Below are 19,447 nucleotides of genomic sequence, written 5' to 3' on the forward strand. Positions count from 1 at the left end.
GTCTGTCACTGCTCCTGGGGCGCTGGTGTTACCGGGTAGGGGGGAAGTCGGCGGTGCCGGTCGTGCGTACGGCCAGCGACCGGTCCGGGTTGAGGGTGACGACGATGTGGCGCCGCCAGGTGGTGTCGTCGCGGTCGGCGTGGTCCTCGCGCCAGTGGCAGCCGCGGGTCTCCTCGCGCAGCCGGGCGGCGGCGACCAGGACGCGCGCCACGCACAGCAGGTTGGTGGCCTCCCAGGTGTCGACGCCGGGCTCGGCGGTCTTGCCGTTCTCCTCGAGCGCGTCGCGGGCCTCGGTGTGCAGCCGCTGGAGCTGGTCCGCGGCCTTCGCGAGGGAGTCCGCCGAGCGCAGCACGCCCGCGCCCTCGGTCATGATCCGCTGGATGGCGAACCGGGACTCGGGGGCGAGCAGCGGGTGCGCGGGCGTGCCGGCCCGGGGCACCGGGGCGGGCACGCGCGCGTGGAGGCCGTTTCCGGCGTGGGCGTCGGCGATGTCGGCGGCGATCCGCTCGGCGTAGACCAGGCCCTCCAGGAGGGAGTTGGAGGCGAGCCGGTTCGCGCCGTGCACGCCGGTGCAGGCGACCTCGCCGCACGCGTACAGCCCGGGGACGGTCGTCCGGCCCCGGGCGTCGGTGCGTACGCCGCCGGAGGCGTAGTGGGCGGCCGGGGCGATCGGGATGGGCTCGGTCACCGGGTCGATGCCGTTGGCGCGGCAGGCGGCGAGGATGGTCGGGAAGCGGTGCTCCCACATCTCGGCGCCGAAGTGCCGGGCGTCGAGGAACATGTGCTCGGCGTCCTGCTCCAGCATCCGCCGCGTGATGCCCTTGGCGACGATGTCCCGGGGCGCCAGCTCGGCCAGCTCGTGCTGCCCCACCATGAAGCGCACGCCGTCGCCGTCGACCAGGTGGGCCCCCTCGCCGCGCACCGCCTCGGAGACGAGCGGCTGCTGGCCCTCGGCGTCCGCGCCGAGGAACAGCACGGTCGGGTGGAACTGGACGAACTCCAGGTCGCTGACCTCGGCGCCCGCGCGCAGCGCCAGCGCCACCCCGTCGCCGGTCGACACCGAGGGGTTGGTGGTCGCGGAGAACACCTGTCCCATGCCGCCGGTGGCGAGGACCACCGCGGGGGCGTGGACGGCGCCCACGCCGTCGTGCTGGCCCTCGCCCATCACGTGCAGGGAGACGCCGGCCGTGCGGCCCTCGGCGTCCGTCAGCAGGTCCAGCACCAGCGCGTTCTCGATGGTGCGCAGCCCGCGCGCGCGTACGGCCTCCACGAGCGCCCGGGAGATCTCCGCGCCGGTGGCGTCACCGCCCGCGTGCGCGATGCGGCGCCGGTGGTGGCCGCCCTCGCGGGTGAGCTGGATGTCGCCCTCGTCGTCGGTGTCGAAGTGGGCGCCGGTGGAGATCAGCCGCCGTACGGCGTCGGGGCCCTCGGTGACGAGGATCCGTACGGCCTCCTCGTCGCACAGGCCCGCGCCCGCCACCAGGGTGTCCTCGAGGTGCTGTTCGGGGGTGTCGCCCTCGCCGAGGGCGGCGGCGATGCCGCCCTGCGCCCAGCGCGTGGAGCCGTCGTCGAGGCGGGCCTTGGTGACGACGACCGTCGTCAGGCCCGCGGCCTCGCAGCGCAGGGCGGCGGTCAGGCCGGCCACCCCGGAGCCGACGACGACCACGTCCGCGGCGATGGACCACCCCGGGGCAGGGGCGTGCAGTCGTATGCCTGTGCTGGTCACGAGGCGGCTCCGAAGGTTCCGAAGGTGAGCGGGAGGTTGTCGATCAGCCGGGTGGTGCCCACCCGGGCGGCGACGGCGAGGACGGCCTCGCCGGTGAAGCCGTCGCCGATCTCGGTGAAGTCGCCGGGGTCCACGAGGGCGAGGTAGTCCAGGTGCAGCGGCGGGTCGAGCCGGGCGGCCTCGTCCAGGACCTGGCGGGCGGCGGCGCGCACGGCCGCCGGGCCGCCGGGCGCGGCGGTGGCCACCGCGTGCGCGTCGGCCGCCGCGCGGGACTCCCCTATCGCGCTCAGCGCCTCCGCACGCGCCTGTGTGGAGGGCACTTCGCGGGCCCGAGCGCGCAGCGCCTCCTGCGCGGCGTGCCGGTCCCGGCCCGCGAACAGCGCGCGGGACAGGGCGAGCGCGGTGCGGCGCTCCTCGGGCGAGAGGTAGCGGTTGCGGCTGGACAGGGCGAGCCCGTCCTCCTCCCGCACGGTCGGTACGGCGACGATCTCGACGCCGAAGTTCAGGTCCCGGACCATCCGCCGGATCAGGGCCAGTTGCTGGGCGTCCTTCTGGCCGTAGAACGCCACGTCGGGACGGGTGAGATGCAGCAGCTTGGCGACGACGGTGAGCATGCCGTCGAAGTGGCCGGGGCGCGAGGCGCCCTCCAGCCGCTCGCCCATGGGACCCGCGGTGATGCGCACCTGGGGTTCGCCGCCCGGGTAGACCTCCTCCGCGGAGGGCGCGAACACGGCGTCGGCGCCCGCCTGTTCGGCGAGCTTCAGGTCGGCGTCGAGGGTGCGCGGGTAGCGGTCGAGGTCCTCGCCGGCGCCGAACTGCAGCGGGTTGACGAAGACGGTGACGACGACCTCGCCGTCCGGGCCGGCGGTCTCGCGCGCGGTGCGGATCAGCGTGGCGTGTCCCTCGTGCAGGGCGCCCATGGTCATCACGACGGCACGGCGGCCGCGGCGCACGCGCGCGTGCAGCTCGTCGGCGGTGCGCAGCAGAGCGGTGGTCATCAGGCGTTCCCCTCGGTGCCGTTGGTCCCGTTCGCGCCGCCCGTGCCGCCCGCGGCGCCGGATCCGTCGGCCAGGACGCCGAGCAGGTCCTCGGCGAGTTCGGGCTTGAGCAGTCCGCTGGCGAGGGCCCGGTCGGCGGTCGCGCGGGCCATCGCGAGATAGCCGGCGACGGTCTGCGGGGCGTGCTTGCGCAACTCGGTGACGTGCGCGGCGACCGTGCCGGCGTCCCCGCGCGCGACCGGGCCGGTCAGCGCGGCGTCGCCGGAGCGCAGCGCGTTGTCCAGGGCGGCGCCGAGCAGCGGGCCGAGCATCCGGTCGGGCGCTCCGACGCCGGCCGCGCGCAGCAGCTCCATGGACTGGGCGACCAGGGTCACCAGGTGGTTGGCGCCGAGCGCGAGGGCCGCGTGGTAGAGCGGGCGGTTCTCCTCGCTGACCCACTCGGGCTCGCCGCCCATCTCGATGACCAGGGCCTCGGCGGCCAGCCGCAGCTCCTCGGGCGCGGTGACCCCGAAGGAGCAGCCCGCCAGGCGCTGCACGTCGACCGGGGTGCCGGTGAAGGTCATCGCCGGATGCAGCGCGAGCGGCAGCGCGCCCGCGCGCAGGGCGGGGTCGAGCACCTTCGCTCCGTACCGCCCGGAGGTGTGCACGAGCAGCTGTCCCGCCCGTACGGCGCCGGTCTCGGCGAGTCCGGCCACCAGGCCGGGCAGGGCATCGTCGGGGACGGTGAGCAGCACCAGGTCGGCGCGCTGGAGGACCTCGGCGGGCGGCACCAGCGGCACGTCCGGGAGCATCGCCTCGGCGCGCCTGCGGGAGGCGTCGGAGACCCCGGAGACGGCCACCGGACGGTGCCCGGCGAGTTGGAGGGACGCAGCGAGCGCGGGACCCACCCGGCCGGCGCCGACGACGCCGACGGTGAGCCGCGCGGGGCGGTCCTTGAGGTCTGGCTGGTGGACTGTACTCACGCGACGGCGGCCTTCCCGTTCCAGTCCGCTCTGGGTACCGGACGATTTCTCGTCATGTTAACGCTATCGGGTGGGGTGACGGCCGGTTGTCCACAGGCTGTGGGTTTCCCCACGCCGCCGCCGCACGGAAATTCCGCTGCCCCCGGGGAGCGGAGACGGGATGATCCTCGGCATGAGCGATACGCCTGACCAGGCTGACAAGGCCGACCGGACAGAGGAGCCGACGGTGCGGGAGCGGCGCGCCGCCGCCCACCGTGAGGCGCGGCGCACGCTGTGGCGCGGGGCCTTCCGCGACACGATGCGCGAACGGCTGACCCATCTCATGGAACACGCGCCGGAGGTCCACGACCTGGACGAGCGGGCCGACATCTACGGCGACCGGGTCGTGGCAGCCCTGGAGGAGCGGGTCGCGGGCCTGCTGGGCACCGAGGCAGCGGCGTTCTTCCCGACCGGCACGATGGCGCAGCAGGTCGCGCTGCGCTGCTGGGCCGCCCGGACCGGCAACCGCGCGGTCGCCCTGCACGCCCTGTCCCACCCCGAGGTGCACGAACGGCACGCGCTGAGCCAGGTCGGCGGACTGCGCCCGGTCCGGGTGACCGGCGAGCCCCGGCTGCCCACGGCCGAGGAGATACGCGACCTCGCCGAGCCGTTCGGCACGCTGATGCTGGAACTGCCCCTCCGGGACGCCGGTTATGTGCTGCCCACCTGGGAGGAGCTGACCGCGGTCACCGAGGCGGCGCGGGAGCGGGACGCGGTGGTGCACTTCGACGGCGCGCGCCTGTGGGAGTCCACCGTCCACTTCGGCCGCCCCCTGGAGGAGATCGCGGGTCTCGCGGACTCCGTCTACGTGTCGTTCTACAAGTCACTCGGCGGCTTCGGCGGCGCCGCGCTCGCCGGGCCGAGGACGCTGATCGAGGAGGCGAAGACCTGGCGGCACCGGTACGGCGGCACGGTCTTCCAGCAGTTCCCGACCGTGTTGTCGGCGCTCGTCGGCCTGGAGCGGGAGCTGCCCCGGCTGCCCGACTACGTCCGCCACGCGCGCGTGGTGGCCGCAGCCCTGCGCGAGGGGTTCGCGGCGGCCGGCCTGCCCTGGGCGCGCGTGCACCCCGAGGTGCCCCACACCCACGAGTTCCAGGTCTGGCTGCCCCACGACCCCGAGGTGGTCGCGGAGGCGGCCGTACGGCAGGCCGAGGAGACGTCGGTGCTGCTGTTCCCGAACGAATGGGACCGGGGCGGCCCGGGCCTGGCGTTCACGGAGGTCACGGTTGCCGGCGAAGGCCTGGAGTGGACGGCGGACGACGTCCGGGAGGCGGCCGCCGAGTTCGCACGGCGCCTGCCCAGGGCCGCCTAGGCCCTAGCCGCGGCGGGGCGGCGGTCGGTCAGCCGTGGCCGCCCGCCCTGACCAGCCCGGTCTCGTACGCCAGGACCACCACCTGCACCCGGTCCCGCAGGCCCAGCTTGGTCAGGATGCGTCCCACGTGGGTCTTCACGGTCGCCTCGGACAGCACCAGCCGGGCGGCGATCTCGCCGTTCGACAGCCCCTGGGCGACCAGCACCATCACCTCGCGCTCCCGGTCGGTGAGCCGCTCCAGCTCCTTGTGCTGGGGTTCGGCGCCGGCCGAGGGCAGCATGGGCGCGAACCGGTCCAGCAGGCGCCGGGTGGTGGAGGGCGCCACCACCGCGTCACCGCTGTGCACGGCGCGGATGGCGGCCAGCAGGTCACCGGGCGGCACGTCCTTGAGCATGAAGCCGGAAGCGCCCGCCTTCAGCCCGGAGAAGGCGTACTCGTCCAGGTCGAAGGTGGTCAGGATCAGCACCTTCGGCGGATCGGGCTGCTGGCAGATCCGCCGGGTGGCCTCCACACCGTCCAGCTTCGGCATGCGGACGTCCATCAGGATCACGTCGACGGCGGTGGTGCGCAGTACCTGGAGGGCCTCGACGCCGTCGCCCGCCTCCGCGACGACCTCCATGTCCGGCTGGGCGGCGAGCACCATCCGGAACCCGGTGCGCAGCAGCACCTGGTCGTCGACGAGCATCACGCGGATCGTCATCGGGTCCTCTTCCGTGTTCTTCCGTGTCTTCGTTGCCGGGGCGGCTTCGTTGCGCGGCCGGGTGCCACCCGCGCGGGTGGGGCGTGCGGTGGCGCTAGTGCGCCGGTTTGAGCGGGAGCAGCGCGCTGATGCGGAATCCTCCGCCCGGGCGCGGCCCGGCGTCCAGCGTGCCGCCGACCATGCCGACCCGCTCGCGCATGCCGATCAGGCCGTGTCCCTGGCCGTCGGCGCCGCCCTCCTCGTACAGCTCGTGCGGGGCGCCCTTGCCGTCGTCCTCGACGAGCAGGCCGAGCCCGTCGTCGAAGTAGACCAGCCGCACGCTCGCGCCCGCGCCCGGGCCGCCGTGCTTGCGGGTGTTGGTCAGCGCCTCCTGCACGATGCGGTACGCGGTCAGCTCCACCCCGCTGGGCAGCTGGCGCGGGGTGCCCTCGACCTTGAAGTCGACGGGCAGGCCGGAGCTGCGGCACTGCTCGACGAGGTCGTCGATCTGCTCGACGTCCGGCTGCGGGACGTACTCCCCGGTCTCCTGGTGCTCCCCGGTGCGCAGCACGCCCAGCAGGCGGCGCATCTCGGCGAGGGCCTGCCGGCCGGTGGAGGAGATCGTCTCCAGCGCCTTCTTCGCCTGGTCGGGGGCAGCGTCGAGGACATAGGCGGCGCCGTCGGCCTGGACCACCATCACCGACACGTTGTGCGCCACGACGTCGTGCAGCTCGCGCGCGATGCGGGCGCGTTCGGCGGCGACCGCGACCTTGGACTGCGCCTCGCGCTCCTTCTCCAGCCGGGAGGCGCGCTCCTCGAGCTGGGCGAAGTAGGCGCGGCGGGTGCGCATGGAGTCGCCGAGGACCCAGGCGAGCGCGAACGGCACCGTCTGGAACACCGTGATCGCGACCTGTCCGAGGAAGCTGGTGTGCAGCGCCGGCCAGCGGACCTGGGCCAGCATCGCCGCGACCAGGCTGGTGGCGAGCGACAGCCGGGAGGCCCAGCGCGCGCCCATCGTGGCGACCGTGTAGGTGATCACCAGCATGGCGAAGTCGGCCGCGGTGGTCTCGATGTCGAAGATCAGCTGGGCCAGTCCCGTCGCCAGCGCCACCAGCAGCATCGGCTCCGGGAAGCGGCGGCGCAGGGCGACGACGACGCACAGGACGCCGGACACCGCCAGCCCCGCGCCGAGCGACATGTGACGGCCGGGCGCCCCGCTGAGACCCACCACGCTCACGCCGGAGATCCCGAACAGGACGACGGCCCAGAAGGTGTCGACCCATGTCGGGTGCCTGCGGAGGAAGTCATAGAGGCGCTGCACGTAACCCAGCGTAGGGAAAGCGGATGCGTGCAGGGGTCAACCGGAGGGCCGATCCGCACCCGGGACGCGTACTCCGCAAGGTGGATGCCGTGATCATCTGTGCGCCTAGTCTGTTCCGGTGACGGACGAGGCGACGACAGGGAGCGTCCGCGGGCACCGCGGCTGGCGCGAGGCCACCGAGGAGGCGCTCTACGGGCCGAATGGCTTCTACCGGCGGCCCGAGGGCCCGGCCGGCCACTTCCGTACGTCCGTGCACGCGTCGTCGCTGTTCGCGCGGGCCGTGGCCCGGCTGCTGTGCCGGGTCGACGAGTCGCTCGGACGGCCGTCGGAGCTGGACTTCGTCGACATGGGTGCCGGACGCGGCGAACTGGTCACCGGCGTGCTCGCCGCGCTCCCGGCCGACGTGGCCGCACGCGCGCGCGGGTACGCCGTGGAGCGCGCCGGGCGCCCTGCGGGCCTGGACGCGCGCATCGCCTGGCGCAGCGAGCCGCCGGACGCGGTCACCGGGCTGCTGTTCGCCAACGAATGGCTGGACAACGTGCCCGTGGACGTCGCCGAGGTGGACCCGGCGGGCGTGCCCCGGCTGGTGCTCGTCGCGGCGGACGGCACCGAGCGGCTGGGGGAGCCCGTGTCCGGGGCGGACGCGGACTGGCTGGCACGGTGGTGGCCGCTGCCGGCCGAGCAGGGGCTGCGCGCGGAGATCGGGCTGCCGAGGGACCTGGCGTGGGCGTCCGCGGTGGGCCGGGTCGAGCGGGGGCTCGCGGTGGCCGTGGACTACGCGCACAGCAGGGGCGCCCGCCCTCCGTTCGGGACGCTCACCGGGTTCCGGGAGGGGCGCGAGACGGCGCCCGTGCCGGACGGGTCGTGCGACATCACGGCGCATGTGGCACTGGACGCGTGCGCGGCGGCATGCGCAGCGCACACGGCCCCTCGTACGGCGCTCGCGCCCCCCGAAGCGGCGCACGCACTCCCCGCCGCGCGCCTCCTCACGCAACGCGACGCCCTGCACGCCCTGGACATCACCGGCGCGCGCCCCCCGCTCGCGCTGGCCTCCACGGATCCCGCGGCCTACGTGCGCGCCCTGGCGAGCGCCGGAGAGGCCGCCGAACTCACCGCACCGGGCGGCCTCGGCGACTTCCGCTGGCTGCTCCAGCCGGTTGGAATTCCGGACCCGCTCCCCGCGTGAGGGCCGAGGTCCCTGTCGGCCGACGCCCCTACTTGTCGATGTCCCCGACCACGAAGAACAGCGACCCGAGGATCGCCACCATGTCCGCCACGAGCGTTCCCGGCAGCAGTTCGGTCAGCGCCTGGATGTTGTTGTACGACGCCGAGCGCAGCTTCAGCCGGTACGGGGTCTTCTCGCCCTTGCTGACCAGGTAGTAGCCGTTGATGCCGAGCGGATTCTCGGTCCACGCGTACGTGTGCCCCTCGGGCGCCTTGAGCACCTTCGGCAGCCGCTGGTTGATCGGCCCCGGCGCCAGCTCGGCGAGCCGGTCCAGACAGGCGTCGGCGAGGTCCAGTGCGTTGTGGGTCTGCTCCAGCAGGCACTCGAAGCGGGCGAGACAGTCGCCCTCGGAGCGGGTGACGACCTTGAGCGTCTCCTGGAGGTCGCCGTAGGCCAGGTAGGGCTCGTCGCGGCGCAGGTCGAAGTCGACGCCCGACGCGCGCGCGATGGGCCCGCTCACGCCGTAGGCGTGCACGGTCCGGGGCGCGAGCGTCCCCACGCCCCGGGTGCGGCCCCGGAAGATCTCGTTGCCGAGCACCAGGTCGTCGAAGACGTCCATGCGCGAGCGCACGGCGGCGACGGCGGCACGCGCGCGTGCCGTCCATCCGGCCGGCAGATCCTCCTTGAGGCCGCCGACGCGGTTGAACATGTAGTGCATGCGCCCGCCGGAGATCTCCTCCATCACGTTCTGGAGCACCTCGCGCTCCCGGAACGCGTAGAACACGGGCGTGATGCCGCCGAGCTCCAGCGGGTACGACCCGAGGAACATCAGGTGGTTGAGCACCCGGTTCAGCTCGGCGAGCAGCGTGCGCGTCCACACCGCACGCTCGGGCACCTCCATGCCGAGCATCCGCTCGACGGCGAGGACCACACCCAGCTCGTTGGAGAACGCCGACAGCCAGTCGTGACGGTTGGCGAGCATGATGATCTGCCGGTAGTCGCGCGCCTCGAAGAGCTTCTCGGCGCCGCGGTGCATGTAGCCGACCACCGGTTCCGCGTGCAGGATGCGCTCGCCGTCGAGCACGAGCTTGAGCCGCAGCACGCCGTGCGTGGACGGATGCTGCGGGCCGATGTTGAGCACCATGTCGGTGCTTTCCGCGGCGCCGCCGATCCCGACCGTGGTCTCCGTCGTAGGAGTCATGGCCCCAGTCTCCCCTACGTACTCTGGGCGCATGGAAACGGGGAGCCCGGCGGAGACCGGGGTGGCGGGGGACGAGCCCGTGTGGCGGGGGCTGCCGCCCGGCCTGCTGCGGATGCGCCGGCTGCTGCTGGCGGTGTGGACGGCGGTGCCGGCCCTGGCGGCGGGGCTGCTGCCCGGCCTGCTCGCCGGGCCGCCCTGGGCCGCATGGGCGCTGCTCCCCCTGGCGCTGGGGGCCTGGGGCCAACGGCTGCTGGGCCGCAACTGGCGGTCCTGGCGGTACGCCGAGCGCGCCGACGACCTGCTGATCAGCCGCGGTGTGCTGTGGCGCGAGGAGACCGTGGTGCCGTACGGGCGGATGCAGCTGGTGGAGGTCACCTCCGGGCCCGTGGAGCGGTACTTCGGGCTGGCCAGCGTGCAGTTGCACACGGCTGCCGCGGCGACCGACGCGACCATTCCCGGCCTCGACCCGGCCGAGGCGGAGCGGCTGCGCGACCGGCTCACCGAGCTGGGTGAGGCCCGATCGGCGGGCCTGTGACGACGCCCCGCCCCGACGGCCCGCCGCCGCCCGGCGCCGACGACATACCCGCGCCCGCGGGCGCCGACGTACCGGCGCGTCCGTCCGTCGCCGAGCGGCGGCTGCATCCCGTCACGCCCTTCCGGCGGGCCTGGGCGCCGGTCGCCGTACTTGTCGGCTGGGCCGTGCACGACCCCGACGCGGCGCAGGAACAGCTGACTCGGCTGACCGGCACCATGCTGCTCGTCGCGCTCAGCGTGCTGGTCCCGGCGGCCGGTCTGTACGGCTTCCTGTCCTGGTGGTTCACGCACTTCGCGGTCACCGACGCCGAACTGCGCATCCGCACCGGCCTGCTGTTCCGGCGCACCGCGCACATCCGGCTCGAGCGCATCCAGGCCGTCGACGTCACCCGGCCGCTCCTCGCGCGCGTGGCAGGTGTCGCCAAGCTGCGGATCGACGTCGTAGGGGCGGACAAGAAGGACGAACTGGCGTTCCTGGGCGAGGGGGAAGCACGCGCCCTGCGCGCGGAACTGCTCGCGCGCGCCGCCGGTTTCGCGCCCGAGACGGCGCACGAGGTCGGCGAGGCACCGGCGCAGGTGCTGGTGCGCGTGCCCCCGCGCGAGCTCGCGCTCTCCCTGGTGCTGACGGGCGCCACCTGGGGCTCCCTGTGCGCCGCCCTCGTCGTTCCGCCTCTGCTGTGGCTCGCCACCCACAGCGTGTGGACGGTCCTCGCCACCGGCCTGCCCCTGCTCGGCGCGGCGGGGGCGAGCAGCGCGGGACGGTTCGTCACCGAGTACGACTGGTCGGTGGCCGACTCGCCGGACGGGCTGCGCATCGACCACGGGCTGCTCGACCGCGCGCACGAGACGGTGCCGCCGGGGCGGGTGCAGACCGTGCGGATCCTGGAGCCACTGCTGTGGCGGCGCCTCGGCTGGGTGCGCGTGGAGCTGGACGTGGCCGGGTCCGACAACTCCGTGCTGGTGCCGGTCGCCCCGCGCGCGGTCGCCGAGTCGGTCGTCGCGCGCGTGCTGCCCGGGGTGACCGTACCGGCGCGGCTGTCCCGGCCGCCGCGTCGGGCCGGCCGGTGCGTACCGGTGTGGTGGCGGGGGCACGGCCTGGCGGTCACCGACGCGGTGTTCGCGGCCCGGCACGGCCTGCTGCGCCGCCGGCTGTCGCTGGTCCCGCACGCGAAGGTGCAGAGCGTACGGCTCACCCAAGGCCCCTGGGAGCGGTGGTGGCGGGTCGCCGACGTGCACGTGGACACGGGCGCCGGAAAGACCGTCACGGCCCGTCTGCGGGACGCCGAGGAGGCCGCGCGGCTCCTGTACGCCCAGGCGGACCGCTCCCGGACGGGCCGCAGGGACGCCCGCCCGGACCGCTGGATGGCCTGAGCGAAGCCGTCCCGGCCGTGCCCCCGCACGGCTCCCGCTCGGCCACCGACCGGCCGTCGCTCAGGCATCGCGCGACCGAGCCCGGCCCTCTGGCGGGAGGACCGGGCTCAGCGGGCCGGGGGACGGCGGGTGGCGGCGGGTCAGGAAGCGGCGCTGCGCAGACGCTGGACGTCGATCTGCTCGGTCTCGTCGTGCGCGGTCAGGTCGATGACCTGACCGACGCCGCGCGACTCCGGATCGGCGGGCTTGTAGTGGCCCTCGGTCTCCGCCTTGTGCAGCGCGAGCGCCTCCTGGCCGACGACGTCCGCGAGGTCCTCGTTCTGCACGGACTCCAGCGCGGAGGACGACGTCTGCTTCTGGGTGCCGAAGAAGTCGAACCCGCCCTCGACCGCCGGGCGCCGCGCGGGGGCGGCGGGTACGACGGCCACCGCGGTCGGCACGGTGAAGTGCCCGGCGGGCCGCCGGCCCTGGGCCGGGGCGGAGTCGGCCGGTGCCGTCGGGGTGGCGGCCGCGCGCGCGTGCCCGTCGGCCGCCCCGGACTGCCCCTGGGCCTCGTCCTCCTGGGCGGAACCCTCGGTCCCGGCGGCCTCGGCAGCCGCCGTCACGCCTTCTGGGGCGCCTTCTCCTTTGGCGGGCTCGGCCACGGCGGACCGGGTCGCAGTGGACTCGGGCGCGGAGGACTCGGGCGCGGTGGACTCGGCCCGGGTGGACTCGGGCGCGGTGGACCCGGCCCGGGTGGACTCGGGCGCGGTGGACTCCGCCCGGGTGGACTCGGGCGCGGTGGACCCGGACGGCGCCGGCTCGGGTGCCGTCGGCCCGGACGTCGCCGTTGCGGGCTCCGCCGCCTCGGACTTGGCGGGCGCCTCCGGGTCGAGCCGGGCCAGCGCCGCGCCCGCCCGCAGGAACAGCCGGGAACCCTCGGGCGAGAACACCGCGTACGCCGTCGGCTCGTCGTCGGTCTCCGTGCGGGCGGCCTCGGCGCCCTCCGGCACCTCGGCCTCCGGCTCGCCCTTGCGCGCGGGCGGCAGGGCCAGGGAGCCGGACGGCTCGGTCGCCTCGATCTCCAGCAGCCGGCGCCCCTCCAGGGCGCTCGCCCGCTCGGTCTCGGCGGTGGCGTAGCGGCGCAGCAGGGCCGCGTGCTCGTTGCGCAGCCCGGCCAGCTCCGCGCGCTTGGCGCGCAGCCGCTGCTCGAGCTTGGTGCGCAGCTCGCGCGACTCCTCCAGGTCGGTCTCCAGTTCGGCGACCCGCTCCTCGTAGCGCCACTCGTCGCTGGCACGCGCGCGCGTGAGGTCGGCGACCTGCTTGCCGGCCTGGCTGTCCCAGCGGCGCATCACGACCGCGCCGACGACCGCCGTCGCCGCGGCGGCCGCGGCGAGCGTGCGCAACACCGTGGCCTCGGAGAACACCCAGGGCCCCAGCGCGCAGACGACGGAGACCCCGGCGATCGCCGAGGGAGGCAACAGCCGGTGCAGAGGTGGGGAATGGCGGTGGCGTCCACGTGGCATGGCCAGAAACTTACCGCGCGTAGGCGGATCGTGGACCCCCGCCCCGCAAAAACACGGCCACACCGAAGGCTTCACAGCGCATCAGGCGGTCTCGGACGGCCCCCGGCGGCTCAGCGGTCGCTGAGCCGGCCGCTGAGCCACTGCAGCGTCGCCGGGATCTCCCGCCGCCAGGTGTTGAAGTTGTGGCCACCGCTGTCGAGGATGATCGACGAGATCCGGGTCAGATTGGTGGCCTGCACACGCTGTATGAACCGCAGTGTGTCCGGGTAGTTGTGCTCGCCGATCCTGCTGCTGGTGACCAGCAGAGAGGTGTCCGGGGCCGGCTGGTGCTTGAGCATCCACCACAGATCTGCACGATTCTGCAGATTCCGGTCGCCACGGAAGAGGTCACCGGTCGTGGGGTCGATCGGCGCCTTGTAGTACGGCGACAGACCCGCGCCCGCCGCGTAGACGTTCGGGTGGTGCATCGCGAGCTTGAGCGCGCAGTAGCCGCCCGTGGAGTCGCCGACGACGCCCCAGCTTCCCGGCCGCTTGCCCACCCGGTAGTGCGCGAGCACGGCCTCCGGCAGATCCTTCGCGAAAAACGTTTCCGTCTGCGGCCCGCCCGGAACGTCCACGCACTCGGTGTCCCTCGGCGGCGCCACGGTCGGCCGCAGCATCACCAGGATCATCGGCTGCATCCGCCCGTTCTTGCCCAGCTCCTGCGCGATGCGCGGATAGTGCAGTTTGTCGACCAGCGCCTGCGCCGTACCGGGGTAGCCGGTCAGCACGACGGCCGCCGGGAACGTCCGCGTGCGGTACTGGGGCTGGAAGTACTCGGGCGGGAGATAGACGTACGCCGGTGTGGCGATGTGGGTCGTGCGGCCCACGATGTCCACCTTCTGGATCTGCCCGCCCGTCTCCGGCCGGGAGCCGGACGCGCCCGGCACCTGTGCGGTGGACACCACCTGGAGCGGGCCGCCCGTACTGCCGTTGGCCGAGTGGTCGACGACCACGCCCTGTTCCGTCTCCCGGCCGAACAGGTCCGCCCAGCTGGCGTAGAAGCCGAAGGCCTGGTTGGTGGCGACCCCCAGGGAGGCGAAGAGGGCGAGCTGCGTGGCAAGGAGCAGGCCGATCCGGCCGCTGACGGCACGCCAGTTCCGCGGCGCGAGCCGCGGCCACAGCCACACCGTGGCGACGAACAGCGCCGCGGCGCACACGATCGCCAGCACCAGCACTTTGTTGCTCGTGAGACCCATGGCTGTTTCCTGCCTGCGCTTTCCGCTTCCGCCTCTGGCCGCCCACGCACCGTTGCGAGGACTTGCCCGGGGCTTTCCTTGGCCTTTGACCCGACTTTCCGGAGGAGAGTGAACCTCTCTCCCGGAGACACCGTCCTAGAGGGCGCAATGTCGCCGGATGCCCCGATCGGCACCGGATTCAAGGTCTCTCGCAGAACTACGGGATGCGATGTCTGTCAGGATAGATGGGGAAATGTCGGGCGGGGTTCCGAGCCGATCAAGCCGGGCGCGGCGCATACTGCGCGGCCCGCGCCCCGAGGCCGCACCCGCTCTGGTCGCCAGGGCGTGTGCCCTCGTGGGCGTTCTGGACATTGCCGCGGGCGTGTTCCCGCGCTTCCGTCACAGCCGGATGCACGCCATGGCCGAGGTGCTGCCCGGCTCCTTCGGACCCTTCGCCGCGGCGCTCTCGCTCAGCGCCGGCGTGCTGTTGCTGCTGCTCGCGCACGGGCTCAAACGGCGCAAGCGCCGTGCGTGGCGCGCCGCCGTCGCGCTGCTGCCGGCCGGTGCGGTCGCCCAGTTCGTCTACCGGCACTCGATCGTCGGCATGCTGATCTCGGTGGCCCTCCTGGTACCGCTGCTGCGCCACCGCGACGAGTTCGCCGCCCTGCCCGACCCGCGCAGCCGCTGGCGGGCCCTCGCCAACTTCGTCCTCATGAGCGCCGGTTCCCTCGCGCTCGGCCTGGTCATCGTCAGCGTCCACCCGGACCGCACCATCGGCGACCCCAGCCTGGCCGACCGGCTGACCCATGTCCTGTACGGCCTGTTCGGCTTCGAAGGCCCCGTGGACTACGCCGGCAACACCTCCTGGACGGTGGCCTTCTCCCTCGGTGCCCTCGGCTGGATCACCGTGGCCACCACCGCCTACCTGGCCTTCCGCCCCGAACACCCGGCCGCCCGCCTCACCGAGGAGGACGAGGCCCGGCTGCGCGCCCTGCTGGACAAGCACGGCCGCCGCGACTCCCTCGGCCACTTCGCGCTGCGCCGCGACAAGGCGGTCGTCTTCTCCCCCAGCGGCAAGGCGGCGGTCACCTACCGCGTCGTCTCCGGCGTCATGCTCGCCAGCGGCGACCCGATCGGCGACGTCGAGGCCTGGCCCGGCGCCATCGAGCGGTTCATGGACGAGGCCAAGGCGCACTCCTGGACCCCTGCCGTCATGGGCTGTTCGGAGACCGGCGGTGAGGTGTGGACCCGCGAGACCGGCCTCGACGCCCTCGAGCTGGGCGACGAAGCGGTGGTGGACGTGGCGGATTTCTCGCTCGCCGGACGCGCGATGCGCAACGTGCGCCAGATGGTCAAGCGCATCGAGCGGGCCGGCTACGAAACGCGGGTACGGCGCATCCGTGACCTCGGCGACGCCGAACTGGAGCGCATCCGCCGGGCCGCAGAGGACTGGCGCGGCACCGACACCGAACGCGGCTTCTCCATGGCGCTCGGCCGCATCGGCGACGCCGCCGACGGCGACTGCCTGATCGCCACCGCGCACAAGGCGGACGAGGCCGCCGGGGAGTACGGCGATCTGAAGGCGATCCTGCACTTCGTGCCCTGGGGCACGGACGGCGCCTCCCTGGACCTGATGCGGCGCGACCGCAGTGCCGACCCAGGCATGAACGAGCTGCTCATCGTCGCCGCCCTGCAGGCCGCACCCAAGTTCGGCATCACCCGGATCTCGCTGAACTTCGCGATGTTCCGCTCCGCCCTCGCGCGCGGGGAGAAGATCGGCGCCGGTCCGGTGCTGCGTGCCTGGCGCGGGCTGCTGGTGTTCCTCTCCCGCTGGTTCCAGATCGAGTCGCTGTACAAGTTCAACGCCAAGTTCCAGCCGCGCTGGGAACCCCGCTTCGTCGTCTACCGCGCCTCTGCCGACCTGCCCCGCATCGGCTTCGCCGCCATGCAGGCCGAGGGCTTCGTCACCCTCGCCCTCCCGCTGCCGCGCTTCCTGCGCCGGCACCGCGCGTCGACCCGGCGCCCCTGCGCCCACGCGATGGCAGAACGCGACGTCAGAGCGGCCTGACCACGCACCCGCCCGACGTCGTCCCGGCGGTCCCGTCACGACCCGGCGGTCCGGTTGGGAACCCTCCCCCTCAGTACGGTGGCTCCCGCCCGGGCCGTGGCACGTGGGGTGACCCGCCCTGGGCCTACGCTGAACGTATGAACAACCTCAGCGGGCGCGGCCAGGTGGCGGGTCTTCCGGCATGGGACCGGTGCGCGGTCATGGGCGTCGTCAACGTGACCCCCGATTCCTTCTCCGACGGCGGCCGCTGGTTCGACACCACCGCCGCCGTCAAGCACGGCCTCGAGCTGGTCGCCGAGGGCGCGGACCTGGTCGACGTCGGCGGCGAGTCCACCCGCCCCGGCGCCATCCGGGTCGACGAGGCCGAGGAACTGCGCCGCGTCATCCCCGTCGTCCGCGGCCTCACCTCCGAGGGCGTCGTCGTCTCCGTCGACACCGTCCGCGCCTCCGTCGCCGAGCAGGCCCTCGCGGCCGGCGCGGCCCTCGTCAACGACGTCAGCGGCGGCCTCGCCGACCCCGACATGATTCCCGTGGTCGCCGCGACGGGCGCCCCCTTCGTCGTCATGCACTGGCGCGGCTTCCTCCAGGGCGGCAACGTCCACGGCGTCTACGAGGACGTCGTCACCGAGGTCGTGGACGAGCTGCACGCGCGTGTGGAAGCCGTCCTGGCGGGCGGCGTCGCCCCCGACCGCATCGTCGTCGACCCCGGCCTCGGCTTCTCCAAGGAGGCCGAGCACGACCTCGCCCTGCTCGCCCACCTCGACCGCCTGCACGCCCTGGGCCACCCCCTGCTCGTCGCCGCCTCCCGCAAGCGGTTCCTCGGCCGGGTCCTCGCCGGACCCGAGGGCGCGCCCCCGCCGGCCAGGGAGCGCGACGCCGCCACCGCCGCCGTCTCCGCGCTCGCCGCGCACGCCGGCGCATGGGCCGTGCGCGTCCACGAGGTGCGCGCCACGGCGGACGCCGTTCAGGTCGCACGCGCCGTGGAAGGGGCGCGGACCGCCGCGACAGGGCGGACGACCAGCGCGGAAGGAGCGCGGTGAGCGCCCCCCACACGGATGTCGAGCAGGTGGAGGCCGCCAACACGGCCTTCTACGAGGCGATGGAGCGCGGTGACTTCGAGGAGCTCTCCTCCGTCTGGCTCGCGCCCTCCGACCTGGGCGTCGACGAGGAGTACCACGACCCGGCCGACACCGGCGTGATCTCCTGCGTCCACCCCGGCTGGCCGGTGCTCACCGGCCGCGGCGAGGTCCTGCGGTCGTACGCGCTGATCATGGCGAACACCGACTACATCCAGTTCTTCCTGACCGACGTGCACGTCTCCGTCACCGGCGACACCGCCCTCGTCACCTGCACCGAGAACATCCTCAGCGGCGGACCCGCCCCGGAGGAGGGGGAGGAGCTCGGTCCCCTGGTCGGCCAGCTCGTCGTCGCCACCAACGTCTTCCGCCGCACCCCGACCGGCTGGAAACTCTGGTCGCACCACGCCTCCCCCGTTCTGACGGAAACCGACGAAGAGGAAGAAAACGGGTCAGGAGGGATCAACGGGGTGGATCCGGACGGCGACCCCCTCGCCTGAGCGGGCATACATCCACCGGGACCAAGAAGTGGTCGGAATCACGAGCCCCGGGGCAGGTGCCGCTTCCCACCCCTGGCCCGGGAGGGTTTCCCCAGGGGGAACACCGGGTGAACCCTGCGGGACCCGCCCCGGATGCGCGCCACCGCGGCCCGGCCTTGTCCGTGCCCGCAGGTAGATTCGTCTGAGGCCGGTGTGCCGCCCGCACGCGTCACCGACCGGCCGTTCCCGACGATTGCAGGAGTGATTCGCGTGGATCGTGTCGCGCTGCGCGGCCTGAAGGCCCGCGGGCACCACGGAGTGTTCCCCAAGGAGCGCGAGGAGGGCCAGACCTTCCTCGTCGACCTCGTCCTGGGGCTGGACACCCGGCCGGCCGCGGCCGACGACGACCTGACGAAGACCGTGCACTACGGCATCGTGGCCGAGGAGGTCGTGGCCGTGGTCGAGGGCGAGCCGGTGAACCTCATCGAGACGCTCGCCGAGCGCATCGCCCAGACCTGCCTGAAGCACGAAGGGGTCCAGGAGGTCGAGGTCTGCGTCCACAAACCGGACGCGCCGATCACCGTCCCCTTCGACGACGTGACCGTCACCATCACCCGGAGCCGAGTATGACCCGACCGTTCCTCCAGGGTCAGAGCGACCCGACCGTCCAGCCGGTGCCCGCCTCCGTCGTCGAGCAGGTCGACGCCGCCGACACGACGCTCAGCAACCCCAAGTGGGCCGTCATCTCCATCGGCTCCAACCTCGGCAACCGCCTGGAGACCCTCCAGGGGGCCGTCGACGCCCTCGAGGACACCCCCGGTGTCCGCGTGAAGGCCGTCTCGCCGGTGTACGAGACGGAGCCGTGGGGCGTCGAGCCGGGCAGCCAGCCGTCGTACTTCAACGCGGTGATCGCCCTGAAGACGACCCTGCCCCCGTCCTCCCTCCTGGAGCGCGCGCACGCCATCGAGGAGGCCTTCAACCGGGTCCGCGACGAGCGCTGGGGACCGCGCACCCTGGACGTCGACATCGTCGCCTACGCCGGCGTCACCTCCGACGACCCGCACCTGACCCTCCCCCACCCGCGCGCCCACGAACGCGCCTTCGTGCTCGCCCCCTGGCACGACGTCGACCCGCAGGCCCAGCTGCCCGGGCACGGCACGGTCGCCGACCTGCTGTCGGCCCTCACCCGCGACGGCGTCGAAGCCCGCACGGACCTGGAACTCCGACTGCCCGAGTAGCCGTTAAGGTCAACACGAGCACAGTCCGGGAGCGGTCCGGGGGAGCTGAAGGGACACCGTGAAACAGCTGCGCATCAGGGTGCTGGTCGGCGTGTTCGTCGTGGCCGGAATCCTGTCCTGGGCGGGCGCCCGCCTCTGGAACTCGATCGGGACGCTCCCCAGCGTCCCCCTGGCCGCCCCCGTCGTCCTCGCCCTGATCGCCGTGGTGCTCCTCGCCACGGCGCTCTCACTGCGCGCCCGCCTCAGGGCCCAGCGCGAGCGCCGCCCCGGCGCCAAGGGCGTCGACCCCCTGATGGCCGCCCGCGCGGTCGTCTTCGGCCAGGCCAGCGCCCTGGTGGCCGCCCTGGTCGCCGGCATGTACGGCGGCACGGGCGTCTTCCTCCTGGAACTCCTCGACATCCCCAACCGCCGGGACCAGGCCTTCTACGCGGGCTTCTCCGTCGTCGCCGGCATCGCCGTGATAGCGGCGGCCCTGTTCCTGGAACGGGTCTGCAAACTCCCCGAGGACGACGACCAGAACCACCCGGGCGCGGAGCCGGTGGCCTGACCACCGGCT

The 19,447-nt window shown here is 73.7% G+C and carries 18 protein-coding genes; 10 read left to right on the forward strand and 8 right to left on the reverse strand.

Annotated features, from left to right (window positions below; translation table 11 throughout):
• Nucleotides 1-28: 28 nt before the first annotated feature.
• Genes ACZ404_RS34535 through ACZ404_RS34545 form a run of 3 tightly spaced genes read right to left on the reverse strand, consistent with a single transcriptional unit; the run spans nucleotide 29 to nucleotide 3,686 of the window.
• A complete protein-coding gene (locus ACZ404_RS34535) occupies nucleotides 29-1,726 on the reverse strand; it encodes an L-aspartate oxidase (protein ID WP_468446926.1) in 1,698 nt (565 codons plus the stop codon).
• Nucleotides 1,723-2,724: a pantoate--beta-alanine ligase gene (gene panC, locus ACZ404_RS34540; RefSeq protein WP_468446927.1), complete on the reverse strand. Its 1,002-nt coding sequence runs from the start codon at nucleotides 2,722-2,724 to the stop codon at nucleotides 1,723-1,725. Before panC ends, ACZ404_RS34535 begins: the two co-directional genes overlap by 4 nt.
• Nucleotides 2,724-3,686, reverse strand: a complete 963-nt coding sequence (locus tag ACZ404_RS34545) for a Rossmann-like and DUF2520 domain-containing protein (protein ID WP_468446929.1) — start codon at nucleotides 3,684-3,686, stop codon at nucleotides 2,724-2,726. The genes panC and ACZ404_RS34545 overlap by 1 nt, the downstream gene beginning before the upstream one ends.
• Nucleotides 3,687-3,858: 172 nt before the next feature.
• Here ACZ404_RS34545 and ACZ404_RS34550 point away from each other — a divergent pair, with 172 nt between their 5' ends.
• A complete protein-coding gene (locus ACZ404_RS34550; RefSeq protein WP_468446931.1) occupies nucleotides 3,859-5,037 on the forward strand; it encodes a threonine aldolase family protein in 1,179 nt (392 codons plus the stop codon).
• A gap of 28 nt (nucleotides 5,038-5,065) precedes the next feature.
• On the opposite strand, the gene ACZ404_RS34555 is transcribed toward ACZ404_RS34550, so the two are convergent.
• A complete protein-coding gene (locus ACZ404_RS34555; RefSeq protein WP_468446933.1) occupies nucleotides 5,066-5,737 on the reverse strand; it encodes a response regulator transcription factor in 672 nt (223 codons plus the stop codon).
• 94 nt (nucleotides 5,738-5,831) lie between these two features.
• Entirely contained in the window at nucleotides 5,832-7,037 is a 1,206-nt protein-coding gene (locus ACZ404_RS34560) for a sensor histidine kinase (protein WP_468446935.1), read from the reverse strand.
• Between the two features lie 118 nt (nucleotides 7,038-7,155).
• Between ACZ404_RS34560 and ACZ404_RS34565 the strand changes: the two genes are divergently transcribed.
• On the forward strand, nucleotides 7,156-8,223 hold the full coding sequence (locus ACZ404_RS34565) for an SAM-dependent methyltransferase (protein WP_468446937.1): 1,068 nt from the start codon (nucleotides 7,156-7,158) through the stop codon (nucleotides 8,221-8,223).
• 28 nt (nucleotides 8,224-8,251) lie between these two features.
• On the opposite strand, the gene ACZ404_RS34570 is transcribed toward ACZ404_RS34565, so the two are convergent.
• Nucleotides 8,252-9,403, reverse strand: coding sequence for an NADH-quinone oxidoreductase subunit D (locus ACZ404_RS34570; RefSeq protein ID WP_468446938.1), 1,152 nt, complete (start codon nucleotides 9,401-9,403; stop codon nucleotides 8,252-8,254).
• Nucleotides 9,404-9,434: 31 nt separating this feature from the next.
• On the opposite strand from ACZ404_RS34570, the gene ACZ404_RS34575 reads away from it, so the two are divergent.
• Together ACZ404_RS34575 and ACZ404_RS34580 are read left to right on the forward strand one after the other, a co-directional pair.
• The gene (locus ACZ404_RS34575) at nucleotides 9,435-9,938 is read left to right on the forward strand and encodes a PH domain-containing protein (protein WP_468446940.1); all 504 of its coding nucleotides are present in this window, start codon (nucleotides 9,435-9,437) and stop codon (nucleotides 9,936-9,938) included.
• A 44-nt stretch (nucleotides 9,939-9,982) separates the two neighbouring features.
• Entirely contained in the window at nucleotides 9,983-11,308 is a 1,326-nt protein-coding gene (locus ACZ404_RS34580) for a PH domain-containing protein (RefSeq protein WP_468447039.1), read from the forward strand.
• A gap of 140 nt (nucleotides 11,309-11,448) precedes the next feature.
• Here ACZ404_RS34580 and ACZ404_RS34585 read toward each other — a convergent pair whose 3' ends face one another.
• Together ACZ404_RS34585 and ACZ404_RS34590 are read right to left on the reverse strand one after the other, a co-directional pair.
• The gene (locus ACZ404_RS34585; RefSeq protein ID WP_468446942.1) at nucleotides 11,449-12,813 is read right to left on the reverse strand and encodes a hypothetical protein; all 1,365 of its coding nucleotides are present in this window, start codon (nucleotides 12,811-12,813) and stop codon (nucleotides 11,449-11,451) included.
• Nucleotides 12,814-12,923: 110 nt separating this feature from the next.
• On the reverse strand, nucleotides 12,924-14,051 hold the full coding sequence (locus ACZ404_RS34590) for an alpha/beta hydrolase (RefSeq protein ID WP_468446944.1): 1,128 nt from the start codon (nucleotides 14,049-14,051) through the stop codon (nucleotides 12,924-12,926).
• A gap of 232 nt (nucleotides 14,052-14,283) precedes the next feature.
• On the opposite strand from ACZ404_RS34590, the gene ACZ404_RS34595 reads away from it, so the two are divergent.
• From ACZ404_RS34595 to ACZ404_RS34620, 6 genes are all read left to right on the forward strand, one after another.
• Complete coding sequence (locus ACZ404_RS34595; RefSeq protein WP_468446946.1) at nucleotides 14,284-16,098, forward strand: phosphatidylglycerol lysyltransferase domain-containing protein; 1,815 nt, start codon at nucleotides 14,284-14,286, stop codon at nucleotides 16,096-16,098.
• A gap of 137 nt (nucleotides 16,099-16,235) precedes the next feature.
• Entirely contained in the window at nucleotides 16,236-17,138 is a 903-nt protein-coding gene (folP, locus tag ACZ404_RS34600; RefSeq protein ID WP_468446948.1) for a dihydropteroate synthase, read from the forward strand.
• Nucleotides 17,135-17,674: a nuclear transport factor 2 family protein gene (locus tag ACZ404_RS34605; protein WP_468446950.1), complete on the forward strand. Its 540-nt coding sequence runs from the start codon at nucleotides 17,135-17,137 to the stop codon at nucleotides 17,672-17,674. Before folP ends, ACZ404_RS34605 begins: the two co-directional genes overlap by 4 nt.
• 249 nt (nucleotides 17,675-17,923) lie before the next feature.
• Nucleotides 17,924-18,283: a dihydroneopterin aldolase gene (gene folB, locus ACZ404_RS34610; protein WP_199211435.1), complete on the forward strand. Its 360-nt coding sequence runs from the start codon at nucleotides 17,924-17,926 to the stop codon at nucleotides 18,281-18,283.
• Complete coding sequence (folK, locus tag ACZ404_RS34615; RefSeq protein WP_468446952.1) at nucleotides 18,280-18,891, forward strand: 2-amino-4-hydroxy-6-hydroxymethyldihydropteridine diphosphokinase; 612 nt, start codon at nucleotides 18,280-18,282, stop codon at nucleotides 18,889-18,891. Before folB ends, folK begins: the two co-directional genes overlap by 4 nt.
• Before the next feature lie 58 nt (nucleotides 18,892-18,949).
• Entirely contained in the window at nucleotides 18,950-19,438 is a 489-nt protein-coding gene (locus ACZ404_RS34620; RefSeq protein ID WP_468446954.1) for a DUF3180 domain-containing protein, read from the forward strand.
• Nucleotides 19,439-19,447: the final 9 nt, after the last annotated feature.

The sequence above is a fragment of the Streptomyces sp. NPDC030798 genome (assembly GCF_055572275.1).

Excerpts from the sequence above, each read along its gene's own strand:
- panC (WP_468446927.1), bottom strand. The coding sequence starts at position 2,724 with ATGACCACCGCTCTGCTGCGCACCGCCGACGAGCTGCACGCGCGCGTG.
- ACZ404_RS34550 (WP_468446931.1), top strand. The coding sequence starts at position 3,859 with ATGAGCGATACGCCTGACCAGGCTGACAAGGCCGACCGGACAGAGGAG.
- ACZ404_RS34555 (WP_468446933.1), bottom strand. The coding sequence starts at position 5,737 with ATGACGATCCGCGTGATGCTCGTCGACGACCAGGTGCTGCTGCGCACC.
- ACZ404_RS34570 (WP_468446938.1), bottom strand. The coding sequence starts at position 9,403 with ATGACTCCTACGACGGAGACCACGGTCGGGATCGGCGGCGCCGCGGAA.
- ACZ404_RS34575 (WP_468446940.1), top strand. The coding sequence starts at position 9,435 with ATGGAAACGGGGAGCCCGGCGGAGACCGGGGTGGCGGGGGACGAGCCC.
- ACZ404_RS34585 (WP_468446942.1), bottom strand. The coding sequence starts at position 12,813 with ATGCCACGTGGACGCCACCGCCATTCCCCACCTCTGCACCGGCTGTTG.
- ACZ404_RS34590 (WP_468446944.1), bottom strand. The coding sequence starts at position 14,051 with ATGGGTCTCACGAGCAACAAAGTGCTGGTGCTGGCGATCGTGTGCGCC.
- ACZ404_RS34595 (WP_468446946.1), top strand. The coding sequence starts at position 14,284 with ATGTCGGGCGGGGTTCCGAGCCGATCAAGCCGGGCGCGGCGCATACTG.
- folP (WP_468446948.1), top strand. The coding sequence starts at position 16,236 with ATGAACAACCTCAGCGGGCGCGGCCAGGTGGCGGGTCTTCCGGCATGG.
- folK (WP_468446952.1), top strand. The coding sequence starts at position 18,280 with ATGACCCGACCGTTCCTCCAGGGTCAGAGCGACCCGACCGTCCAGCCG.